The organism is Pseudomonas sp. X4, from assembly GCF_040784925.1.
Classification (GTDB): domain Bacteria; phylum Pseudomonadota; class Gammaproteobacteria; order Pseudomonadales; family Pseudomonadaceae; genus Aquipseudomonas; species Aquipseudomonas putida_Z.
On record NZ_CP160798.1, the window covers coordinates 2,386,011 to 2,404,062 of the forward strand.

The window sequence follows — 18,052 nt, forward strand, 5'->3', positions numbered from 1 at the left end:
GCAGGAAAAAAGACGCCCAACCAGAAGCTGACGGAAAAGTAATGTCGCGATCAGTTTTCTGACAGCACCGCGAGGCTAATTTGACCCTGTACCTGACGCCATGAGGCGCAGAACCCACTGAGGATCTCCAGATGAACATGGTCAAAGCAATTGTGGTGGTCGTTACCTTCGGCATGGCAGGCATCGCCCTGGCAGAGGGCGGCGCGGACCGGACCTTTGCGCGGATGGAAGCGGCTCGCCAAAACTCCATGCAGGCCTATCAGGTTGCGCAGCAGGAGAAAGAGCAGCCGCCGGTCGCCGCACAGTCCAGCAAGCATGTCGGCCACGAGAGCTGCTGATCCGAGCTTACAGAAATGTAATCACTCCGGAATCTGAACTATGGCAGTTTCAGACTACGGCCTCTCATCAGCCTCGCGCAGTAGCGAAAGTCTACGAGACTGGTGAGAGCTCCAACGAACCCAAGGGCTGCGCCATCGAGCAGCCTGGATATCAGCGATCTACCTGACTGGACGCAACGGCATGCAAAGCAAAACCACGAGACGATCATTCGTCAAAGGCCTGGCCGCTACCGGACTTCTGGGTGGGCTCGGCATGTGGCGCGCGCCGGTCTGGGCTGTGACCAGCCCTGGCCAACCGAACGTGCTCAGCGGCAATGAATTCGACCTGTATATCGGTGAACTGCCCGTCAACATTACGGGGGCAGCTCGTACGGCCATGGCCATCAACGGCTCCGTGCCAGGGCCGATCCTGCGATGGCGCGAAGGCGACACCGTGACGCTGCGCGTACGCAACCAGTTGAAACAGGACACCTCCATTCACTGGCACGGCATAATCCTGCCCGCCAATATGGACGGTGTGCCGGGCTTGAGCTTTCACGGCATCGCTCCCGATGGCATGTACGAATACAAGTTCAAGGTCCATCAGAACGGCACTTACTGGTATCACAGCCACTCAGGCCTCCAAGAGCAGTCTGGGGTCTATGGCGCACTGGTGATCGATGCTAAGGATCCCGAGCCGTTTGTATATGACCGCGATTACGTCGTCATGCTCAGCGATTGGACGGATGAGGACCCGGCGCGGGTGCTCTCCAAACTCAAGAAGCAGTCCGACTATTACAACTTCCACAAGCGCACGGTCAGCGACTTCGTTGACGACGTGAGCGAGAAAGGCTGGTCGGCCGCTGTAGCGGATCGGAAGATGTGGGCTGAAATGAAGATGAGCCCCACCGACCTCGCAGATGTGAGCGGGTATACCTACACCTACCTCATGAACGGCCAAGCTCCGAACGGCAACTGGACGGGTATCTTCAAGCCCGGCGAGAAGATCCGCCTGCGATTCATCAACGGCTCGGCCATGACCTATTTCGATGTCCGGATTCCTGGGCTCAAGATGACGGTTGTGGCTGCCGACGGCCAGTACGTCAAACCCGTATCGGTCGATGAGTTCCGGATCGCCGTTGCTGAAACCTACGATGTCATCGTCGAGCCTGAAAACGAACAGGCCTATACGATTTTCGCGCAATCCATGGACCGTACCGGGTATTCCCGAGGCACCCTGGCAGTTCGCGAAGGCTTGCAAGCGCCCGTACCGGCGGTAGATCCACGCCCGATCATCGCCATGAGCGATATGGGCATGGACCACGGCAGCATGGGCGGAATGGATCATGGCAGCATGGCTGGCATGGACCAGGGCAGCATGGCCGGCATGGATCACAGCAAGATGGCTGGAATGGACCACGGCAGCATGGCCGGTATGGACCACAGCAAGATGACTGGGATGGGCAATGAAGGCATGGCCGGCATGAGCGGCGCAATGCAAAGCCATCCGGCTTCCGAGACCAACAACCCACTGGTCGATATGCAGACTATGTCGCCAACGCCAAAGCTGAACGATCCGGGAATTGGCCTACGCAACAACGGGCGTCGAGTGCTGACGTACGCCGATCTGCGGAGCACCTTCATCGATCCCGATGGTCGAGAGCCTGGACGGACAATCGAACTGCACCTTACCGGCCACATGGAGAAGTTCGCGTGGTCGTTCGACGGTATCAAATTCTCCGACGCTGAACCGCTGCGGTTGAAATATGGCGAGCGTCTTCGCATCACCTTGGTCAACGACACCATGATGACTCACCCCATCCACCTCCACGGTATGTGGAGTGATCTGGAGGACGAGAACGGCAACTTCATGGTTCGCAAGCACACCATCGACATGCCACCTGGCTCAAAACGAAGCTATCGCGTCACCGCAGATGCCTTGGGACGTTGGGCCTATCACTGTCACCTACTGTTCCACATGGAAATGGGCATGTTCCGAGAAGTACGTGTGGACGAATGAACTGGAGATTTGAGATGAGCAAACCAATGAAACGAAGCGCCTTTTTCCTTTCTGCTGCGATGGTAGGCATTCTGGCTGTTTATGCCCCGTCGTCGTGGTCCAGCGACAATCATGATCAGCATTCCCAGAAAACCACAGAGGCCGGCAAAGCCAAAGGCTCGCAGGACAAGCAGGGCCGGGGGATGAACCATGAAGGCATGGACCATGGTTCCATGGAAGGTATGGACCACGGCTCGATGAAGGGAATGGACCATGGCTCGATGGAAGGCATGGACCACGACAAAATGATGAAATCGCATGGCAGCGACAAAGCTAAGGCAGGGAAAGATGGCCAATAGCCTCGGGCGGCCTTCGCTGCTGGCTCTGACCGTTTCGATCAGCATGCTGGGCGTAACGCCCAGCTTCGCTGCTGAAGAAATGGATCACTCGGGCATGGATCATTCGAAAATGGGGCACGGCTCCATGCAAATGGATGCTGCTCCATCCGAATCGATGCCGGCGATGGATCACAGCAAGATGGGGATGGGCAAACAGCAGAAAAAGCCTGCCCCTGTTGATCACAGCCAGATGGGGCATGCTCAAAGCAAGAGTAAATCCAGCCCGGTGGACCACAACAAGATGGACCACAGCAAAATGAACCATGGAAACATGCAGGGCATGGATCACGGCTCTATGAAGGGCATGGACCATTCCCAGATGAACCATAGCTCAGCGACTTCTCCGACCACGACGAGCCGCACGCCGATTCCAGTGCTCACTGATGCGGATCGCGAGTCGGCCTTTCCGCCCCTGGGTGGCCACCAAGTGCACGACAGCGGAATCAACAGCTTCTTCCTGTTGGACCAGCTCGAATACCAGGACGCCGATGAGGGCAGCACCCTGGCCTGGGACGCATCAGGCTGGATAGGCGGCGACATTAATCGCCTCTGGGTTCGTTCGGAAGGCGAGCGCACCAATGGGGTAACCGAAGATGCTGAGCTGCAACTCCTGTACGGGCGCTCGGTCAGCCCTTGGTGGGATGTGGTCGCCGGGGTCCGCCAGGATTTCAAACCGGAATCCCCACAGACCTGGGCAGCCTTTGGTATTCAGGGCATGGCTCTGTATGACTTCGAGGCCGAAGCCACGGCGTTTATAGGCGAGAACGGTCAGACTGCTGCGCGTCTTGAGGGCGAATACGACATCCTGCTGACCAATCGCTTGATTTTGCAGCCCACGGCCGAGGTCAATTTCTATGGCAAGAACGATCCTGAGCGCGGCGTTGGCTCGGGCCTTGCCAATACCGAAGTCGGGCTGCGCCTACGGTATGAAATTGTCCGCCAGTTTGCTCCATACATAGGCGTTACCTGGAGCCGCTCCTACGGCAACACCGCTGACTTCATCCGAGACGAGGGTGGAGATGTTGATGAGGCACGCTTCGTTGCCGGTATCCGGATGTGGTTCTGAGAATTCCAACATGAAAAAAACAATTACAACGCTGCTTGGGGCCGGTGCTGTCGGAAGTGCTGCGGTATTGGGCACAGCCTATTTCGGTCTGGTGAATGTCGGCGCTGATGATCCTCACTTCCCGGCAGTCCATTCCTTTCTCGCCATGGCTCGTGATCGGTCTATTGAGGTTCGAGCGCGAGACATCGAAGTCCCTGATCTGAAGGAAGCCGCGTTGATCAAAGCGGGGGCGGGCAACTACAACGCCATGTGTATAGGCTGTCACCTTGCCCCTGGCGTTGGGAAGACTGAGCTAAGCCAAGCGCTATACCCGTCGCCACCCGACCTCACCAAGGTGGGTGTCGGAGGCGATCCAGCCGCCGCATTCTGGACAATCAAGCACGGTATCAAAGCCACGGGCATGCCCGCCTGGGGCAAGAGCATGGGCGATGAGTACATCTGGGGAATCGTCGCGTTCCTGGATCAACTGCCCCAGATGAATGCCGAGCAGTACAAGGCCTTGGTGGCCACGAGCGGCGGCCACCAGCACGGCGGCGGTGAAAGCGATATGCACAACCATGAGGGCCAGCACGGCGGGAGCGGTCGTGCCGAGCATGGTGATCACGATGAAGCGGCAGACGACGATCATGCCCAGGCAGCTCACGACCATGGAGCTGCACCCGCAGGCTCCGCTCAAGCGGCAGATCATCACGGTGACCACAATGCGGCCGAGGCCCATTCGGATGCCCACCCGACATCGTCGCCAAAGACGCATGTTCACAAAGACGGTAAGGAGCACACTCATGCCAACTAACCGGATATTCGTTCGGCTAGCCGCTATCGCTGGGCTTCTGGTGACCTCGGCGGCCTATGCTGCCGAGCCATTGTCCATCGACGTTCACCGAGACGCGAACTGCGGTTGCTGCAAGAAGTGGATCGCGCACCTGGAAGCCAATGGTTTCAAAGTGACCGACCATGTTGAGACGGACATGAGCGCAGTGAAACAGAAGCTGGGCGTAGCGCCACGGTTAGCGTCCTGCCACACAGCTGTGATCGACGGAAAGTTTGTTGAAGGTCACGTGCCAGCTGAGCAGATTCGAGAACTCAGGGGGCGGAACGATCTAGTCGGGATCGCCGTACCAGGAATGCCAGCTGGGTCCCCAGGCATGGAGGTTGATGGCGTAAGCCATGCCTACCAAGTCATTGGTTTAATCAAAAGCGGCGAGGACCAAGTAGTCGCCAACTATCCAGCCAAATAACGCACCTACCAGGAGGACGGCGGTAGGCTGACTGCCGTCCCTTATTCCCCCGCTAGAAAGCTTCATCAGCTCAACAGGACGACAGAGAGGGGCTACAAAGGGTAGCTAGTCAGATTCACGGCGCTCGCGGACTGGCTTGAGTACGATATCGCCGTTGATGAGCTCGATGGAGAGTCTGTCGCCCGTCGTGACCCCGAGCTCGCGCAAAATGTCATCGGGTAATTCCACAATCACATCGCCGGAGCCGTCGCCGGGATCTAGGCACTTTACCGTGGTGCGCGCTGATTGAGTCATTGGACTCTCCTGCCTGAGCTACCAGTCCTCATCGTACTCCACCAGTCATGAAAGCCGGTAACCAGGCGATCTATTGCCGGAATTGACGCTTCAACCCGGCGTTTTATCAGAGTAAGTCCTGTCCACTCGCTCAGTGCTCAGTTCTGGCCCCGGCAACCGACTCCAGCGGTCCGGTATTCAAGGATTTTCACGTCTCCGTTGGAATCCTCGTAATTCATCTGTGCCGGCATCACGTCACAGCTCGCCTTGGTCGACGTCATGCTGATCACCTTCGCCACGTCGAGCCGCATCCCGTAGCGATAGTGGATCACCTCCGGTGGGTTCTTTCCCTTGGCAGCGGCATAAGCTCGCATAGCTTGCTCATTGGCCTGAATCATCTTTCCATGCAGACGGTCGGATCCTCCTTCGGCGAGTACGGCTGACGAAGCCACTAGGGCCAGGATAGCGGTGATACTTTTGATGACTTTCATTTCAATCACTCCAATAAACGTGACTGAAGATTAGGGGTTGATCGCTGTCAATTGAGTGATACGGGAATTACAAGGTTGTAAGTCCCGCATGTAAAAAGAGGTAGCGTTGCCTCCTCGCCGCATACCAACCTCGCCCTCAGGCAAGCTACTGGTAGACACCCAAGCGTATACGCTCAAGATAGTCCGCTACGACGCTGAACCCGAGCGACGTGTCGAGCATCTCGAAGGGTACAAACCCCAACAAACGGCCGCACGGCCGACAAAGCCACTGCTCCGCGAGCATCTGAGAGCCAAATACCTTCGATGCAAGCTCCAGTCCTTTCGCATACTGGAACGCCACCGCGCTCTGCTGGGCATCCAGACGATGGGCCTGAGCGGGATGGCTCAGACGGTGAATGCTTCTGGTCGATCTTCCTGTGATTCGCCCGACGAGGTTACGAGCCTTGAACAGGCTCGATGACTCGACCATGCACTTCACGTCGCTGAAAAAGAATCCTGTTTGGACTAGACTCAGGAGCTCCAGCTGGCTCAACCCGTCGGGGTGGGTATGAACCAGGTGGAACGTTGGTGGAAAGGCCTGCGATTCAACAGGTGGGCGAGTGCTTGTAGGATTCACTGCATCGACCTCCTCTTGTGCGTTGGCTGCCAGACTAGCCATTTTGATTCCCAAGCACGTCCGGCGCCCTTCCACCTTCACAATAGCCCAATACGGTCACCAATGTGGATGCGATACCGGTGACTTCTAACTAAAATGGCATACCGCCCGTCTAGCAACGTGTACAAGCACTTCAATTAATGAGAATTTTCGCACCATTACCTGGAGAATATGTCGCATCAGCGCTTAAGCGAGGCAATGAGCTTCTAGGTATTAAATCTCTAAAAACTGAAGATTTCTATATAAAACCGATACCTCGTGTTGGCTTCGGGATTAGTAAAACCTTAAGCACCGTGCAAGCAGAGTGGCGGCCGCATCAAGAATTTTATTACCCAAAACTGCTAGACGACCACAAAATTTCCGAACTAGTCCTAAACGACCACACTTTGTATCCTATGATAGCTGCGCTTGGTCGTCATCGAGCGACCGCAATCGTCACACCAAAGACTTGGCAGAAAGTTTGTCCAGATTGCGTTCTCGAAGACTTGAATAACTGCGGAAGCCCCTATATTCATTGCAGGCACGTGTTGGGTTCCGTACAGGTTTGCAGTACTCATGCTTGCACTCTAATCGAAACATGTCCGGCCTGCTCAATACCACTGAAAAAGCACGAGATTGGTCACCTAGCCAAGTGCAGCAAGCAGGGCAAATGGTCAAGACGTCAAAAGCGAGAATTCGGATCAACCCGTCATATGTACGCCAAATTTGTCGCAGATCTTCTGGGCTACCGCGGCCCGATGATACATGATGGAACGGCAGACTTTATCGCATATGCAAGCCTCATGATTAATCGCACTAGAGAATTCGAACGCACCGAGCTGGATATTTCCAAACTGATTTACAAAGAAATGGGGATTACGTCGAGACTTACCACGAGCAGTATCTCCACCAGTGACAAATTTCCTATGTATGTATTTTTAGGATGTCACACCGCTGAGAATTATTTAAATTTGCTAGCGAACCAAGATGAGCAAGACCTCCTGCGAGAGAAGAAAAAATCCAGATTCAATAAACTCTTGCACGAAGCCAATAGAACTAGTCCATATCGTCACGTATCTGCATGAGGATTTCATCTTCGGATACGCGAGATATCCGTATTCCGGCATAACGGTAGAGAACACTCATGGCACAGTGTTCAGTCAGAGAGTATTCTCGGATTGCCCACCGGATTTTACGCAGCTGGTGGTCATGAGTAGACTCAAGCAAATCCGCCATCAACCTTATGCTCCTCGGAAAATGTTCCGGCATTTTAAGGAAAGCGTGGGCGTTTACCACAAGCCTGCATAGAGCAGCGCGGGTGACCTGCTGAGGCTTTCCGTGTACAGAAAGTAAGATCGCCCTAGCTTTAGCGAGCTCTGACGCAAGGGTGAAGTCCCTGGATTGCCAGTCGATTCGAATCTTTCGATCTCTGAGGTAGGGGTTTGCAGCAACATAGTTGACCAACCATTCCCTGTCGTGGCGGTACAACCACTGATAGCCCGGCTTGTCATGACATTTGGGGTTAGCACTGTTTGCAAAGGCTAACCGGCGGGCTTGGAGGTCATTGTCATCAGTAAGGTTATTCGGCCTATCACGACAGACCATAACACCAGCGGATATATCGGCCTCTGGACAGTAGGTCTTGAGGTGTTCCAGCTCCAGATCGAGGAGCCAGCAGAGGAAATAGAACTTGAAGGGCTGCACGATTCGCTCTCGTCGCCGTATGATCTGCAAAACCCAGTCACAGGACCGAACCATTTCTTCAAACTCGGCAGCGCTAGGACTGCACCGAAGTCGCCTGGTTAAGAACTCTCTCAGCATTCCCTCTCTAATTCGACCAGACCTAATAAAACTCATCTCGTCCAAACGGGTCCTGAAAAAATTTCCAGCCTGGATCGCTTTGATCTCATCGGGGTGGTCGAGCCCCCATAGCTGCATACGGGCAATCGCAATGGCCGCGCTGTGTTCTCCACAGTCCATAACCGGCGTTCCACCTGATTCGCCCGGTAGCAACATGCAACGCCAATCTGCCCCTTTGGGAAATCTCATCGCCTGTAGCACTTCGCTGTGGCGCGGACAGACGCAAATGCCCGAAGCTTGATGAATACGATGCCAGTAGGCTAAGCCGCACTCCAGCATGTCCTGTCCGACGCAGCTCTCGCAATATCTAAACGAGGCGTGTTGGAGGAAACGCGACGCTGTTATGCCCAAGGCCATCTTGAGTCCTGTACCCCGATTACCTCCCATTAGAACAACGGCATCGCGGCCCTTCTGTTCATTCAAAAACGGCAAATAAAGCGGTAAAAGTGTGAAGCGATTGATCAACTCTCCTACGGGAATGGCGCCTCCCAGACGCTCAGACAGAGCCCCTAAGCAGCATGGCAAAATGGAACCACAGGTACGCGAGTAGCTACCGAAGAGCTCGTGGCTTGACACGCGGTATCCTGGATTGGCCGCTAGCTTGTGATAGCGCACGGCCAGGCTGTAGAGCGACTCATCCGGGAACGGCTGGGGGAAGAACAGAAGGTTAGCCACTGCCTTGAGCTCCCGATCCTCATGTCACCAGGAGGAATCCCTATCCACCCAGCCGCGCTGTTCGAGCTGAGCCTGAAGGTCTTCGTCCTTCGAAAAATGCACGTTAGCTAATGCTCCGTCAGCAACCGGGACCACGGTACGACCCGTAGCCTTCGATGCCGATTTATCCTTGGCTTGAGGTGGAGGAGTGATCGCGGCCTGGGTAAGTAGCGAAAGATGAGCTCTGTCGGCCCGGCGAGCCAAGTCGTAGTTCATCATCTGGGCGATCTGGTCTTTTGTAGGCATCATGTCCTCGAAGTCAGCAATCTGAAGAGGATCACCGCTTCGTAGAGCCTCGATGGGCTTGTGTAGAAGCCTCATTTGATTGTCATACACCTGCTGAAGCACCGCTGGCGTAATAGCGTCGAGGCCCTCCCAAATTACATGACGCTGCGCAAGCATAAGCAGTTTCGCTAGGAAATCAGTATTGCCTTGGGCGAGATCATAGATCTTGGACAAGAGCTCCTTCGTCAGGGGGGCGCATGATGCCGTCCAGTCATAGGCCCAGAGTTGGGACACCAAGTGCTCCCAAAACGGATCGTCTTCGCTGAATCGGTCAAAAGCGATGGGTCCCATCCCCGCCGCTCTTCGGGCGTTGCGCAGCACACCAGAAAACAGCGGGAGCATTGCGTTGGTCCCTACATACACCAGCGGAACGCCTGCATCGTTGGATAAAGTTACGAAGAAATTCAGCAACTTTTCCCGATCCTGTCCCCCCCGCGAGGAGCAAAGATGCTGCATTTCATCAATGATCAAAGCACCAATGAAAAAGGTTTTGCACAGCTGACTGATGTGCTGGAGCATTACGCTGATGCTGTTGCCAGAACCGCCCCTGCGCGAGTATTTGTCGACTCCTAACGCAGCATCCAACGCTGAGAAGAATGCTGCACAGAAACCGCGCAACGAGCCGTCATGAGGGCACTCAATCTTTAGCCACACGACCTGGGTTTCGATGAGAATGGCGTCTTTATATCTGCTGTGGCTGATCACCTGCGGATAAAGCCTTGCGATGGAATTGAGCGCTGTGGTCTTACCCATACCACTCAAGCCGATGAGCGTCATCGTCTCAGCGGTGGACATGAATCCGTGGCCCTTGGCCTCCGCTGAGGAAGGCAGCCGATGCCTAACAGATGAGGCCAACAGCGGATTGCGTCCCATATATCCGTAGCGAATCAGCTGGCTGAAAAGGTCTTCAAGGCGCAGGTGAATTTCGAATGGAACAACAACATCTTTCAGCCGGTTGATCCCATGACCGCGAAGCTTCGGTGGCAACGCTCGTTCGGCCTCGTCGGGCTTCGGCGGAAGGTTCCCAACGCGCCTGACCACATCTACATCCGACAGAATTCTAGGCAAGCATTCGATCAGCGGGTTGCCATCGTACTGAGGCATGCCTGTAGGAATGTATTCTGCGGGGGAGAACGTCAAATCGTTCATGTCTCAGCCTCGCTTCCCTCGCTGACGACTAGTTTCAGAAACGCCGCGCTTCTCGCGGAACTGGGCCTGCCGGTGACTAGCTTAGAATTTTCTGCCACAGGAGGTATGTTATCCACAACGCGTAGCTGATTCAGATCAGCGGTATGGGAATCGCGCTCGGTCTGAGCTTCGGTAGCACGCTTGGCACGTTTGTCCCGCTTGAAATCTGCATTCGATTTCGGGTCACCCTGAGCGACACGTTTGGATTTGGCCCGGTCAAAGATTTCCTCTTGCCGCCCCCTTACCAGCGCCGCAGTATTATCACTGTCATAACGGGCATCCGGCGAAACTTGGTTCAGGACATGGATCATATCAAGAACCTCCTCCATACGGAGTCCACCATATTTCTGCCGTTGCTGCGGTACAATAGTTAAAGCCTCAAAACCTGCTTCTGACTTGATCCAACAATTTTCAATAGAGTTAGGATCATAGAATACTCGAACATATTTCGTCCGCAGGTTGTGCGAGCGCTCCAACCACTCCTCGCGTAACGCTGTTTGACATGTATACTGTACGCCTTGGAAAACAATACCGCCTCGACTTATACGACACTGCTGAGAGGGCAATAGAGCGATTTTCAACTCAGCCGGCGATACTACTTTTGAATTTATAGGGCTATTATCCTTCGACCAATTCCAAATCGCTATAGGCGTTGCTTCCACTCCGCCGGCAATCATCTCGCGATTTAAAAGGTGTGATATCCGCAGGCTCTTATTGTGAGCCAAGACTCCTACAATAACCATTTCGGTGAACTCGTCGATATCCAAAATGGCATCGAGTTGGTAGTCCCTATCGCCGCGCTCCATTTTACGAGCATCCACTCCGCCTGGAACGAACTTCAAGTCGAGGTGTTCATTGATCAGACGGAAACGGCTTTCGATGATCCCTTTCCAATCAGGCCTGAAAGGAGGCAAAATTTGCACCCCAAGCCCCAAGCTTTGGGAGAGCGTTGCCCCCGCCTCGCTTAGAAGTTCAGCCCGGTCAGCCACAATTTCGACTGGCAAATGCGAGCATGGCCAGTCAGCTTCCTCAATGTCTACGTTGTATCGTTTGCAAAACTCAACCTTTGAGGTGCAAGCGTTGTATATCGCGTGTCTAGCCCCATTCCAGCTGGGCCCCTCAAGGCCCACGTGAATTCCTACAATCATTCTGGTGTAGGTATCGACGACTACATAAAGTATCGGACGCCCAATGAGCCACAGCCTATTAACGCGATGCACTAAATAGACATCAGCGATGGTGGAATCTATCTCATATCGCTGCGTCGCGCCTATCAGGCCTTGGGATGCTGAGCCAACGATAGCCCGATGGTCTTTGTTGTACCTGATAGAACCGCCACGCACCTTGAGCTTATACAGGTCATCGAAAAATAATTTACCGTGATATCTAAGCTGTGCAGTAGTCGGGTAACTGCCGCGTACAATATTTCCTTTCGATCCGTCAGGGAGAGTCGCTCTATAAAATTTGTTTAACATCCACTTATGTGCATCTTTCAGGGTGCCACACTTGCCGCTAGCGACTCGCCCGTAAGCCAAACGGATATGAGAGAGATGGCGCTGTTCGAGCGGGATGGCACCACCATCATTGACAACGACACCAAGATACTTACGCGGCCGACCGGGGATAATACCTGAGGACCGATCCTTTTTCTTCCCACGTCCGCCGCAAGCGCTTGTGTTCCAAAGAAACGCGTTAGGTGTCTGACCCATACTCCAATAGCGGTATAGAAGCCGGTATATCTGCTTACGCTCTACCCCTGTCTCTATGGCATGCGTCGCAACAAGCTTCCCAAAACCAGGACCAAGAATATCCAAGGCAGAGCGATCTTCTACTAAACTTCTTATAAGACTCCAATTTCGATTTCGGCTCGCCTTTTCATTTTCACTAATTTCATCGTCGCTTCTGAGCAGATGTAAAGGAACCATTTCTGGACTTAAGACCGCGCGCCCTGAATCAATTTCGTCAATTAAAACTGACTTATCAATCTGCCACGGCTTGCCTGGATTCATATTCAGCTCAATCACGATAACAGTATCATTATTTATGCCTAAGACCCTAACTGCCTTTTTTAGTAAGCTCGGTTCTTCGCCGGGAGAAACAATGCTGTTAATTTGAAAATCAAGCATGATGAGAAACCTCGGTTGGCGGAGACAAAGCCGCTGACCGATGGCTCGGCCATACGTGCAACGGCTGCGACAAGCTTATTATTTTCGAGGTAATATCAGACTCTAAACGGCCGATCCATAGCAGGTGATGGAAGAGCCGCTTCACGCTCATATAGTCAATATAGATATCACGTGACGCCTTTTCCAAAAGAGCTTTTAAGGGTATTTGATCCGTCTTTGACCCCGCGATGTATTCAAGTAAGTTCCCTATATTTTTCTCAGTCGGCAACGAGGGATGGATATTGGCATAAGTCCTGAGAACTCTGAGGTTCGCTAATCTAATCTTCGAGAGGTTTTCGTGCAGGACCAGCTTCCAGTCCACGCCCCTCATTGACCAGTATTTTTCCTCAATAGCGAGCTTTTCAGCTATTCGATTCCGCACATGAAGATCAGCCTGCTCAAATTCCTTTCTATATTTTACTGAGCGAGCAGCTAACCTCGTTTCACCAGAGGGATCCAAGAAGGTGATGAGAAAGTCCGTCGTCATAACGACAGGTATCTGCGTCCCAGGATATACAGGGTGACGACAATTTATGCTTGAGGCAATTGCTTGAGTCTCAGCCTGTGTAAGCAGGGGGTACTGCTCTCGGATATCAATGATCGAGGCGTCGTGCTCAAGTACAGTGAGGTAATCTCGCTCCGCATTGGACAGCAGGTGATGAGTGCGGAAAATCTTAACTCCCGCAATCATATGGGAGACACCCTTTGATTTGATTTCCCACACCTTGATCCATGGTTTATAGGAATCTCTCACTCCACTTCCACGGCCTGATTTAATTTTTTTATCTATTTTTGATTGGGTCATCAGCTGGCGGTGGGCAGCCTTGACCGGAGCTACGGGCGCAGATGCCATGTTCAAGTCGCTCATGATTGGGCGACCCACTCGAACGGAACGAGGCTGGTGTGTCGTGTAAAGAGGACATGCCAGCGAGCGGGCTCAGCCAGGACAACAGTCACAGCGGTGCGTAGAGGATTGTCACCCAAATCTCCAAGGCCTGGCTCCGGCCTGATGTGCGGTCGGGGCCAGCCTTGTGACAACCTTTATTACGTTGTGACAACCTTTATTGTTTTGTGACAACCTTTATTAATCAAAAACACAAAGCGTCCCTGGCTTCTGGCTTACTCGACCGTAACCGACTTGGCCAGGTTACGCGGCTGGTCCACGTCGGTGCCCTTGAGCACGGCCACGTAGTAAGACAGCAGCTGCAGCGGGATGGTGTACAGGATCGGCGCCAGGGCGTCGGCGATGTGCGGCACCTTGATCACGTGGGTACCTTCGCCATTGGTCATGCCGGCCTGCTCATCGGCAAACACTACCAGCTCGCCACCACGGGCGCGTACTTCCTGCAGGTTGGACTTCAGCTTCTCCAGCAGTTCGTTGTTCGGCGCAACGGTAACCACCGGCATGTCGCTATCCACCAGCGCCAGCGGGCCGTGCTTCAACTCGCCTGCCGGGTAGGCTTCGGCGTGGATGTAGGAGATTTCCTTGAGCTTGAGCGCACCTTCCATCGCCACCGGGTACTGCGCACCACGGCCGAGGAATAGGGTGTGGTGCTTGTCGGCGAACAGTTCGGCGATCTTCTCGACGGTGGCGTCCATGGCCAGGGCTTCGCCCAGGCGGGCCGGCAGGCGGCGCAGTTCTTCAACCAGCTCGGCTTCGACGCCGGCTTCCAGGGTACCGCGCACCTGGCCCAGAGCCAGGGTCAGCAGCATCAGCGAAACCAGCTGGGTGGTGAAAGCCTTGGTCGACGCCACGCCGATTTCCGGGCCAGCCAGAGTCAGCAGGGTCAGGTCCGACTCACGCACCAGCGAGCTGATACCGACGTTGCAGATCGCCAGGCTACCGAGGAAGCCCAGCTCCTTGGCGTTGCGCAGTGCGGCCAGGGTGTCGGCGGTTTCGCCAGACTGCGAGATGGAGACGAACAGGGTGTCCGGCTGAACTACCACCTTGCGGTAACGGAACTCGCTGGCCACTTCGACCTGGCACGGGATCCCGGCCAGGCTTTCCAGCCAGTAACGGGCGACCATGCCGGCGTGGTAGCTGGTACCGCAGGCAACGATCTGCACGTTACGCACCTTGGCGAACAGTTCGGCAGCCTGCGGGCCGAAGGCCTGGACCATCACGTTGTCCTTGCCCAGGCGACCTTCCAGGGTGCGCTGCACCACGCTTGGCTGCTCGTGGATTTCCTTGAGCATGAAGTGGCGGTACGTGCCTTTGTCGGCAGCTTCGGCACCTTCGTGGTACTGCACGGTTTCGCGCTGGACCTTGTGGCCATCCTGGTCCCAGATGGAGACCTGGTCACGGCGAATTTCGGCGATGTCGCCTTCTTCCAGGTACATGAAGCGGTCGGTGACCTGGCGCAGGGCCAGCTGGTCGGACGCCAGGAAGTTCTCGCCCAGGCCCAGGCCGATGACCAGCGGGCTGCCACTGCGTGCGGCTACCAGGCGGTCAGGCTGCTTGGCACTGATCAGCGCCAGGCCGTAAGCACCATGCAGGCGCTTCACCGCAGCCTTCAGGGCATCGGTCAAGTCCGGAACGCTCTTCAGGGTGTGGTGGATCAGGTGGACGATGACTTCGGTATCGGTCTGCGAAGTGAAGACATAGCCAAGGCCCTTCAGCTCTTCGCGCAGTTCTTCGTGGTTCTCGATGATGCCGTTGTGCACCACGGCCACTTCATTGCCCGAGAAGTGCGGGTGGGCGTTGCCCTCGGTCGGCGCACCGTGGGTGGCCCAGCGAGTGTGGGCGATGCCCAGCTGGCCGGCCAGTGGCTCGGCGGCAACAGCGGCTTCCAGTTCACTGACCTTGCCGATACGGCGACGGCGCTGCAGTTCACCGTTCTGGGTGAGGACGGCCAGGCCGGCGCTGTCGTACCCGCGGTACTCAAGACGCTTGAGGCCTTCGATCAGGATGGCTGTGATGTTGCGTTCGGCGACGGCACCAACGATTCCACACATGGTTTATTGCTCCTGGCTGATCGCGGCGCAGATCAGGTTGATGCCGCGGGCTTGAATTTGTTCGCGTGCCGCTGCGGGCAGGCGTTCGTCAGTAATAAGGGTGTGCACGCTGCCCCAGGGCAGCTCGAGATTGGGGATCTTGCGCCCTACCTTGTCCGATTCGACCATCACGATCACTTCACGGGCGACTTCGGCCATGACCCGGCTCAGCCCGAGAAGTTCGTTGAAGGTGGTGGTACCGCGGCCGAGGTCGATGCCGTCGGCGCCGATGAACAGCTGGTCGAAATCGTAGGAGCGCAGCACCTGCTCGGCCACCTGGCCCTGGAACGACTCGGAATGCGGGTCCCAGGTGCCACCGGTCATCAGCAGCACCGGCTCGTGTTCGAGGTCGCAGATGGCGCGGGCCACGTTCATCGAATTGGTCATCACCACCAGGCCAGGATGGCGCCCCAGTTCGGGGATCATGGCTGCCGTGGTGCTACCGCTGTCGATGATGATGCGCGCATGTTCGCGGATACGTGCCACGGCGGCGCGGGCGATGGCCTTTTTATAGGAAGACACCGGCTGGGCAGGTTCGCCGAGTAACTCTTGTGGCACCGGGACCGCGCCACCGTAGCGCCGCAGCAACAGGCCGTTGGTTTCGAGGGCAGCGAGGTCCTTGCGGATGGTGACTTCCGAGGTAGCGAAACGCTTGGCCAACGCATCCACACTCACCTCGCCCTGCTCGCTGAGCAAAGCCAGGATGTTGTGCCGCCGCTGCGGGGTATTTCGTTTCGACATGAGCGCTTAAGTTTCGATTCGAAAGATAATGGCGGCAATCAAAACCTAAGATGAGCGATTCGTCAAGGTGTCACTGCCTGTGGATAGTTTCTTCCGGCAATCGCCATGCCCTTGTGGGAGCGGCCTTGTGTCGCGAAAGGGCCGCAAAGCGGCCCCAATGATTTCACAGGCAACGCGAATATTGCCGGGGCTGCTTCGCAGCCCTTTCGCGACACAAGGCCGCTCCCACAAGTAACACCAAACGACCAAGAAAAAAGCCGACTTATTCACATAAGTCGGCTTTCGATCGAAACAGCTGTGTATAACTCAGCTCTTCTTGATCTTCTCCGGCCGCTTCCAACCCGAGATGTTGCGCTGCCGTGCACGAGCCACCGCCAGGTCGCCTGCCTCCACGGTCTGGGTGATGGTCGAACCAGCAGCAGTGGTCGCACCAGCCTTGATTTCCACAGGCGCTACCAACGAGTTGTTCGAGCCGATGAACACGTCCTCGCCCATCACGGTCTTGAACTTGTTGGCGCCATCGTAGTTGCAGGTAATGGTGCCGGCGCCGATGTTGGTGCGCGCACCGATTTCGGCATCGCCCAAGTAGGTCAGGTGACCGGCCTTGGCGCCTTCCCCGAGGTGGGCGTTTTTCAGTTCGACGAAGTTACCCACATGGGCCTTGGCATCCAGCACACTGCCGGGGCGCAGGCGGGCGAACGGGCCGGCATCGCTGCCCTCGCCCATCACGGCGCCTTCGAGGTGGCTGTTGGCCTTGACCACTGCGCCTTTGCGCAGGGTGGTGTTCTTGATCACGCAGTTAGGGCCGATCTGCACATCGTCCTCGATGACCACCTTGCCTTCGAGAATCACGTTGATGTCGATCAGCACGTCACGGCCAACGGTCACTTCACCGCGGACATCGAAGCGCGCCGGGTCGCGCAGGGTCACACCCTGAGCCATCAGGCGACGGCCTTCGCGCAACTGGTAGTGGCGCTCCAGCTCGGACAACTGGCGGCGGTCGTTGGCACCTTGCACTTCCATCGGGTCGTGCGGCTGTTCGGTAGCCACCACCAGGCCATCGGCCACAGCCATGGCGATGACGTCGGTCAGGTAATACTCGCCCTGAGCGTTGTTGTTCGACAGGCGGCCCATCCAGTCGGCCAGGCGCGCGGCTGGCAGGGCCAGAATACCGGTGTTGCCTTCCTTGATCGCTTTCTGCGCTTCGTTGGCGTCCTTGTGCTCAACGATGGCGGTCACCTTGCCCTGCTCGTCACGCACAATGCGGCCATAGCCGGTCGGGTCGTCGAGGGTCACCGTGAGCAGGCCCAGTTGCTGCTCGTTGGCCTTGGCCAGCAGACGCTGCAGGGTTTCCACTTCGATCAACGGCACATCACCGTACAGCACCAGCACGGTTTCGGCGGTCAAGGCCGGTAGTGCCTGGGCAACCGCATGGCCGGTACCCAGCTGCTTGTCCTGCATGACGAAGTTCAGGTCGTCGGCGGCCAGGCGCTCTCGAACCAACTCGGCACCATGGCCAATGACCACATGAATACCTTGCGGCTGCAACTGGCGCGCGCTGTGGATAACATGGCCGAGCATGGAGTTGCCGGCTACCGGGTGCAGCACCTTGGGCAGCGCCGAGCGCATGCGGGTGCCTTGGCCGGCGGCGAGAATAACGATATCGAGTGACATTACTGGCTACCAATC

At 55.8% G+C, this 18,052-nt stretch carries 17 protein-coding genes; 7 read left to right on the plus strand and 10 right to left on the minus strand.

All coding sequences use genetic code 11. From position 1 onward, the window contains the following. Positions 1–131: 131 nt before the first annotated feature. The 6 genes from ABX298_RS10515 (at position 132) to ABX298_RS10540 (ending at position 5,018) form a co-directional block, all read left to right on the plus strand. Positions 132–338 carry a co-regulatory protein PtrA N-terminal domain-containing protein gene (locus ABX298_RS10515; protein WP_012316926.1) on the plus strand — a complete coding sequence of 69 codons (207 nt, stop codon included), beginning with the start codon at positions 132–134 and terminating at the stop codon, positions 336–338. Positions 339–519: 181 nt separating this feature from the next. After that, entirely contained in the window at positions 520–2,337 is a 1,818-nt protein-coding gene (locus ABX298_RS10520; RefSeq protein ID WP_125924298.1) for a copper resistance system multicopper oxidase, read from the plus strand. Positions 2,338–2,351: 14 nt separating this feature from the next. Further along, positions 2,352–2,675, plus strand: coding sequence for a hypothetical protein (locus ABX298_RS10525; protein ID WP_125924299.1), 324 nt, complete (start codon positions 2,352–2,354; stop codon positions 2,673–2,675). Next, the gene (locus ABX298_RS10530) at positions 2,665–3,780 is read left to right on the plus strand and encodes a copper resistance protein B (RefSeq protein ID WP_012316929.1); all 1,116 of its coding nucleotides are present in this window, start codon (positions 2,665–2,667) and stop codon (positions 3,778–3,780) included. The genes ABX298_RS10525 and ABX298_RS10530 overlap by 11 nt, the downstream gene beginning before the upstream one ends. Positions 3,781–3,790: 10 nt before the next feature. Then, entirely contained in the window at positions 3,791–4,573 is a 783-nt protein-coding gene (locus ABX298_RS10535; protein WP_012316930.1) for a cytochrome c, read from the plus strand. Next, positions 4,563–5,018: a DUF411 domain-containing protein gene (locus ABX298_RS10540; RefSeq protein WP_023048571.1), complete on the plus strand. Its 456-nt coding sequence runs from the start codon at positions 4,563–4,565 to the stop codon at positions 5,016–5,018. The genes ABX298_RS10535 and ABX298_RS10540 overlap by 11 nt, the downstream gene beginning before the upstream one ends. 105 nt (positions 5,019–5,123) lie before the next feature. Here the strand turns inward: ABX298_RS10540 and ABX298_RS10545 are convergent, their stop codons facing one another. From ABX298_RS10545 to ABX298_RS10555, 3 genes are all read right to left on the minus strand, one after another. Beyond that, positions 5,124–5,312, minus strand: coding sequence for an AbrB/MazE/SpoVT family DNA-binding domain-containing protein (locus ABX298_RS10545; protein WP_016489899.1), 189 nt, complete (start codon positions 5,310–5,312; stop codon positions 5,124–5,126). A gap of 137 nt (positions 5,313–5,449) precedes the next feature. Continuing rightward, positions 5,450–5,782, minus strand: coding sequence for a DUF2790 domain-containing protein (locus tag ABX298_RS10550; RefSeq protein ID WP_012316932.1), 333 nt, complete (start codon positions 5,780–5,782; stop codon positions 5,450–5,452). Between the two features lie 145 nt (positions 5,783–5,927). Further along, a complete protein-coding gene (locus tag ABX298_RS10555; protein ID WP_023048572.1) occupies positions 5,928–6,440 on the minus strand; it encodes an antitoxin Xre/MbcA/ParS toxin-binding domain-containing protein in 513 nt (170 codons plus the stop codon). Between the two features lie 137 nt (positions 6,441–6,577). On the opposite strand from ABX298_RS10555, the gene ABX298_RS10560 reads away from it, so the two are divergent. After that, complete coding sequence (locus tag ABX298_RS10560) at positions 6,578–7,501, plus strand: TniQ family protein (protein WP_367394375.1); 924 nt, start codon at positions 6,578–6,580, stop codon at positions 7,499–7,501. Here ABX298_RS10560 and ABX298_RS10565 read toward each other — a convergent pair. From ABX298_RS10565 to glmU, 7 genes are all read right to left on the minus strand, one after another. Continuing rightward, positions 7,473–8,951 (minus strand): TniQ family protein, encoded by a 1,479-nt coding sequence (locus ABX298_RS10565; protein ID WP_031312166.1) that lies wholly within the window; start codon positions 8,949–8,951, stop codon positions 7,473–7,475. The genes ABX298_RS10560 and ABX298_RS10565 overlap by 29 nt on opposite strands. A gap of 24 nt (positions 8,952–8,975) precedes the next feature. Beyond that, the gene (locus ABX298_RS10570) at positions 8,976–10,424 is read right to left on the minus strand and encodes an ATP-binding protein (RefSeq protein WP_023048574.1); all 1,449 of its coding nucleotides are present in this window, start codon (positions 10,422–10,424) and stop codon (positions 8,976–8,978) included. After that, on the minus strand, positions 10,421–12,589 hold the full coding sequence (locus tag ABX298_RS10575) for a Mu transposase C-terminal domain-containing protein (protein WP_367394376.1): 2,169 nt from the start codon (positions 12,587–12,589) through the stop codon (positions 10,421–10,423). Before ABX298_RS10575 ends, ABX298_RS10570 begins: the two co-directional genes overlap by 4 nt. Beyond that, positions 12,582–13,433 carry a TnsA endonuclease N-terminal domain-containing protein gene (locus ABX298_RS10580; RefSeq protein WP_031312168.1) on the minus strand — a complete coding sequence of 284 codons (852 nt, stop codon included), beginning with the start codon at positions 13,431–13,433 and terminating at the stop codon, positions 12,582–12,584. The genes ABX298_RS10575 and ABX298_RS10580 overlap by 8 nt, the downstream gene beginning before the upstream one ends. Before the next feature lie 314 nt (positions 13,434–13,747). Further along, a complete protein-coding gene (gene glmS, locus ABX298_RS10585) occupies positions 13,748–15,583 on the minus strand; it encodes a glutamine--fructose-6-phosphate transaminase (isomerizing) (protein ID WP_075046819.1) in 1,836 nt (611 codons plus the stop codon). 3 nt (positions 15,584–15,586) lie between these two features. After that, the gene (locus ABX298_RS10590; protein ID WP_015268400.1) at positions 15,587–16,363 is read right to left on the minus strand and encodes a DeoR/GlpR family DNA-binding transcription regulator; all 777 of its coding nucleotides are present in this window, start codon (positions 16,361–16,363) and stop codon (positions 15,587–15,589) included. A gap of 306 nt (positions 16,364–16,669) precedes the next feature. After that, positions 16,670–18,037: a bifunctional UDP-N-acetylglucosamine diphosphorylase/glucosamine-1-phosphate N-acetyltransferase GlmU gene (gene glmU / locus ABX298_RS10595; RefSeq protein ID WP_075046820.1), complete on the minus strand. Its 1,368-nt coding sequence runs from the start codon at positions 18,035–18,037 to the stop codon at positions 16,670–16,672. Positions 18,038–18,052 lie beyond the last annotated feature (15 nt).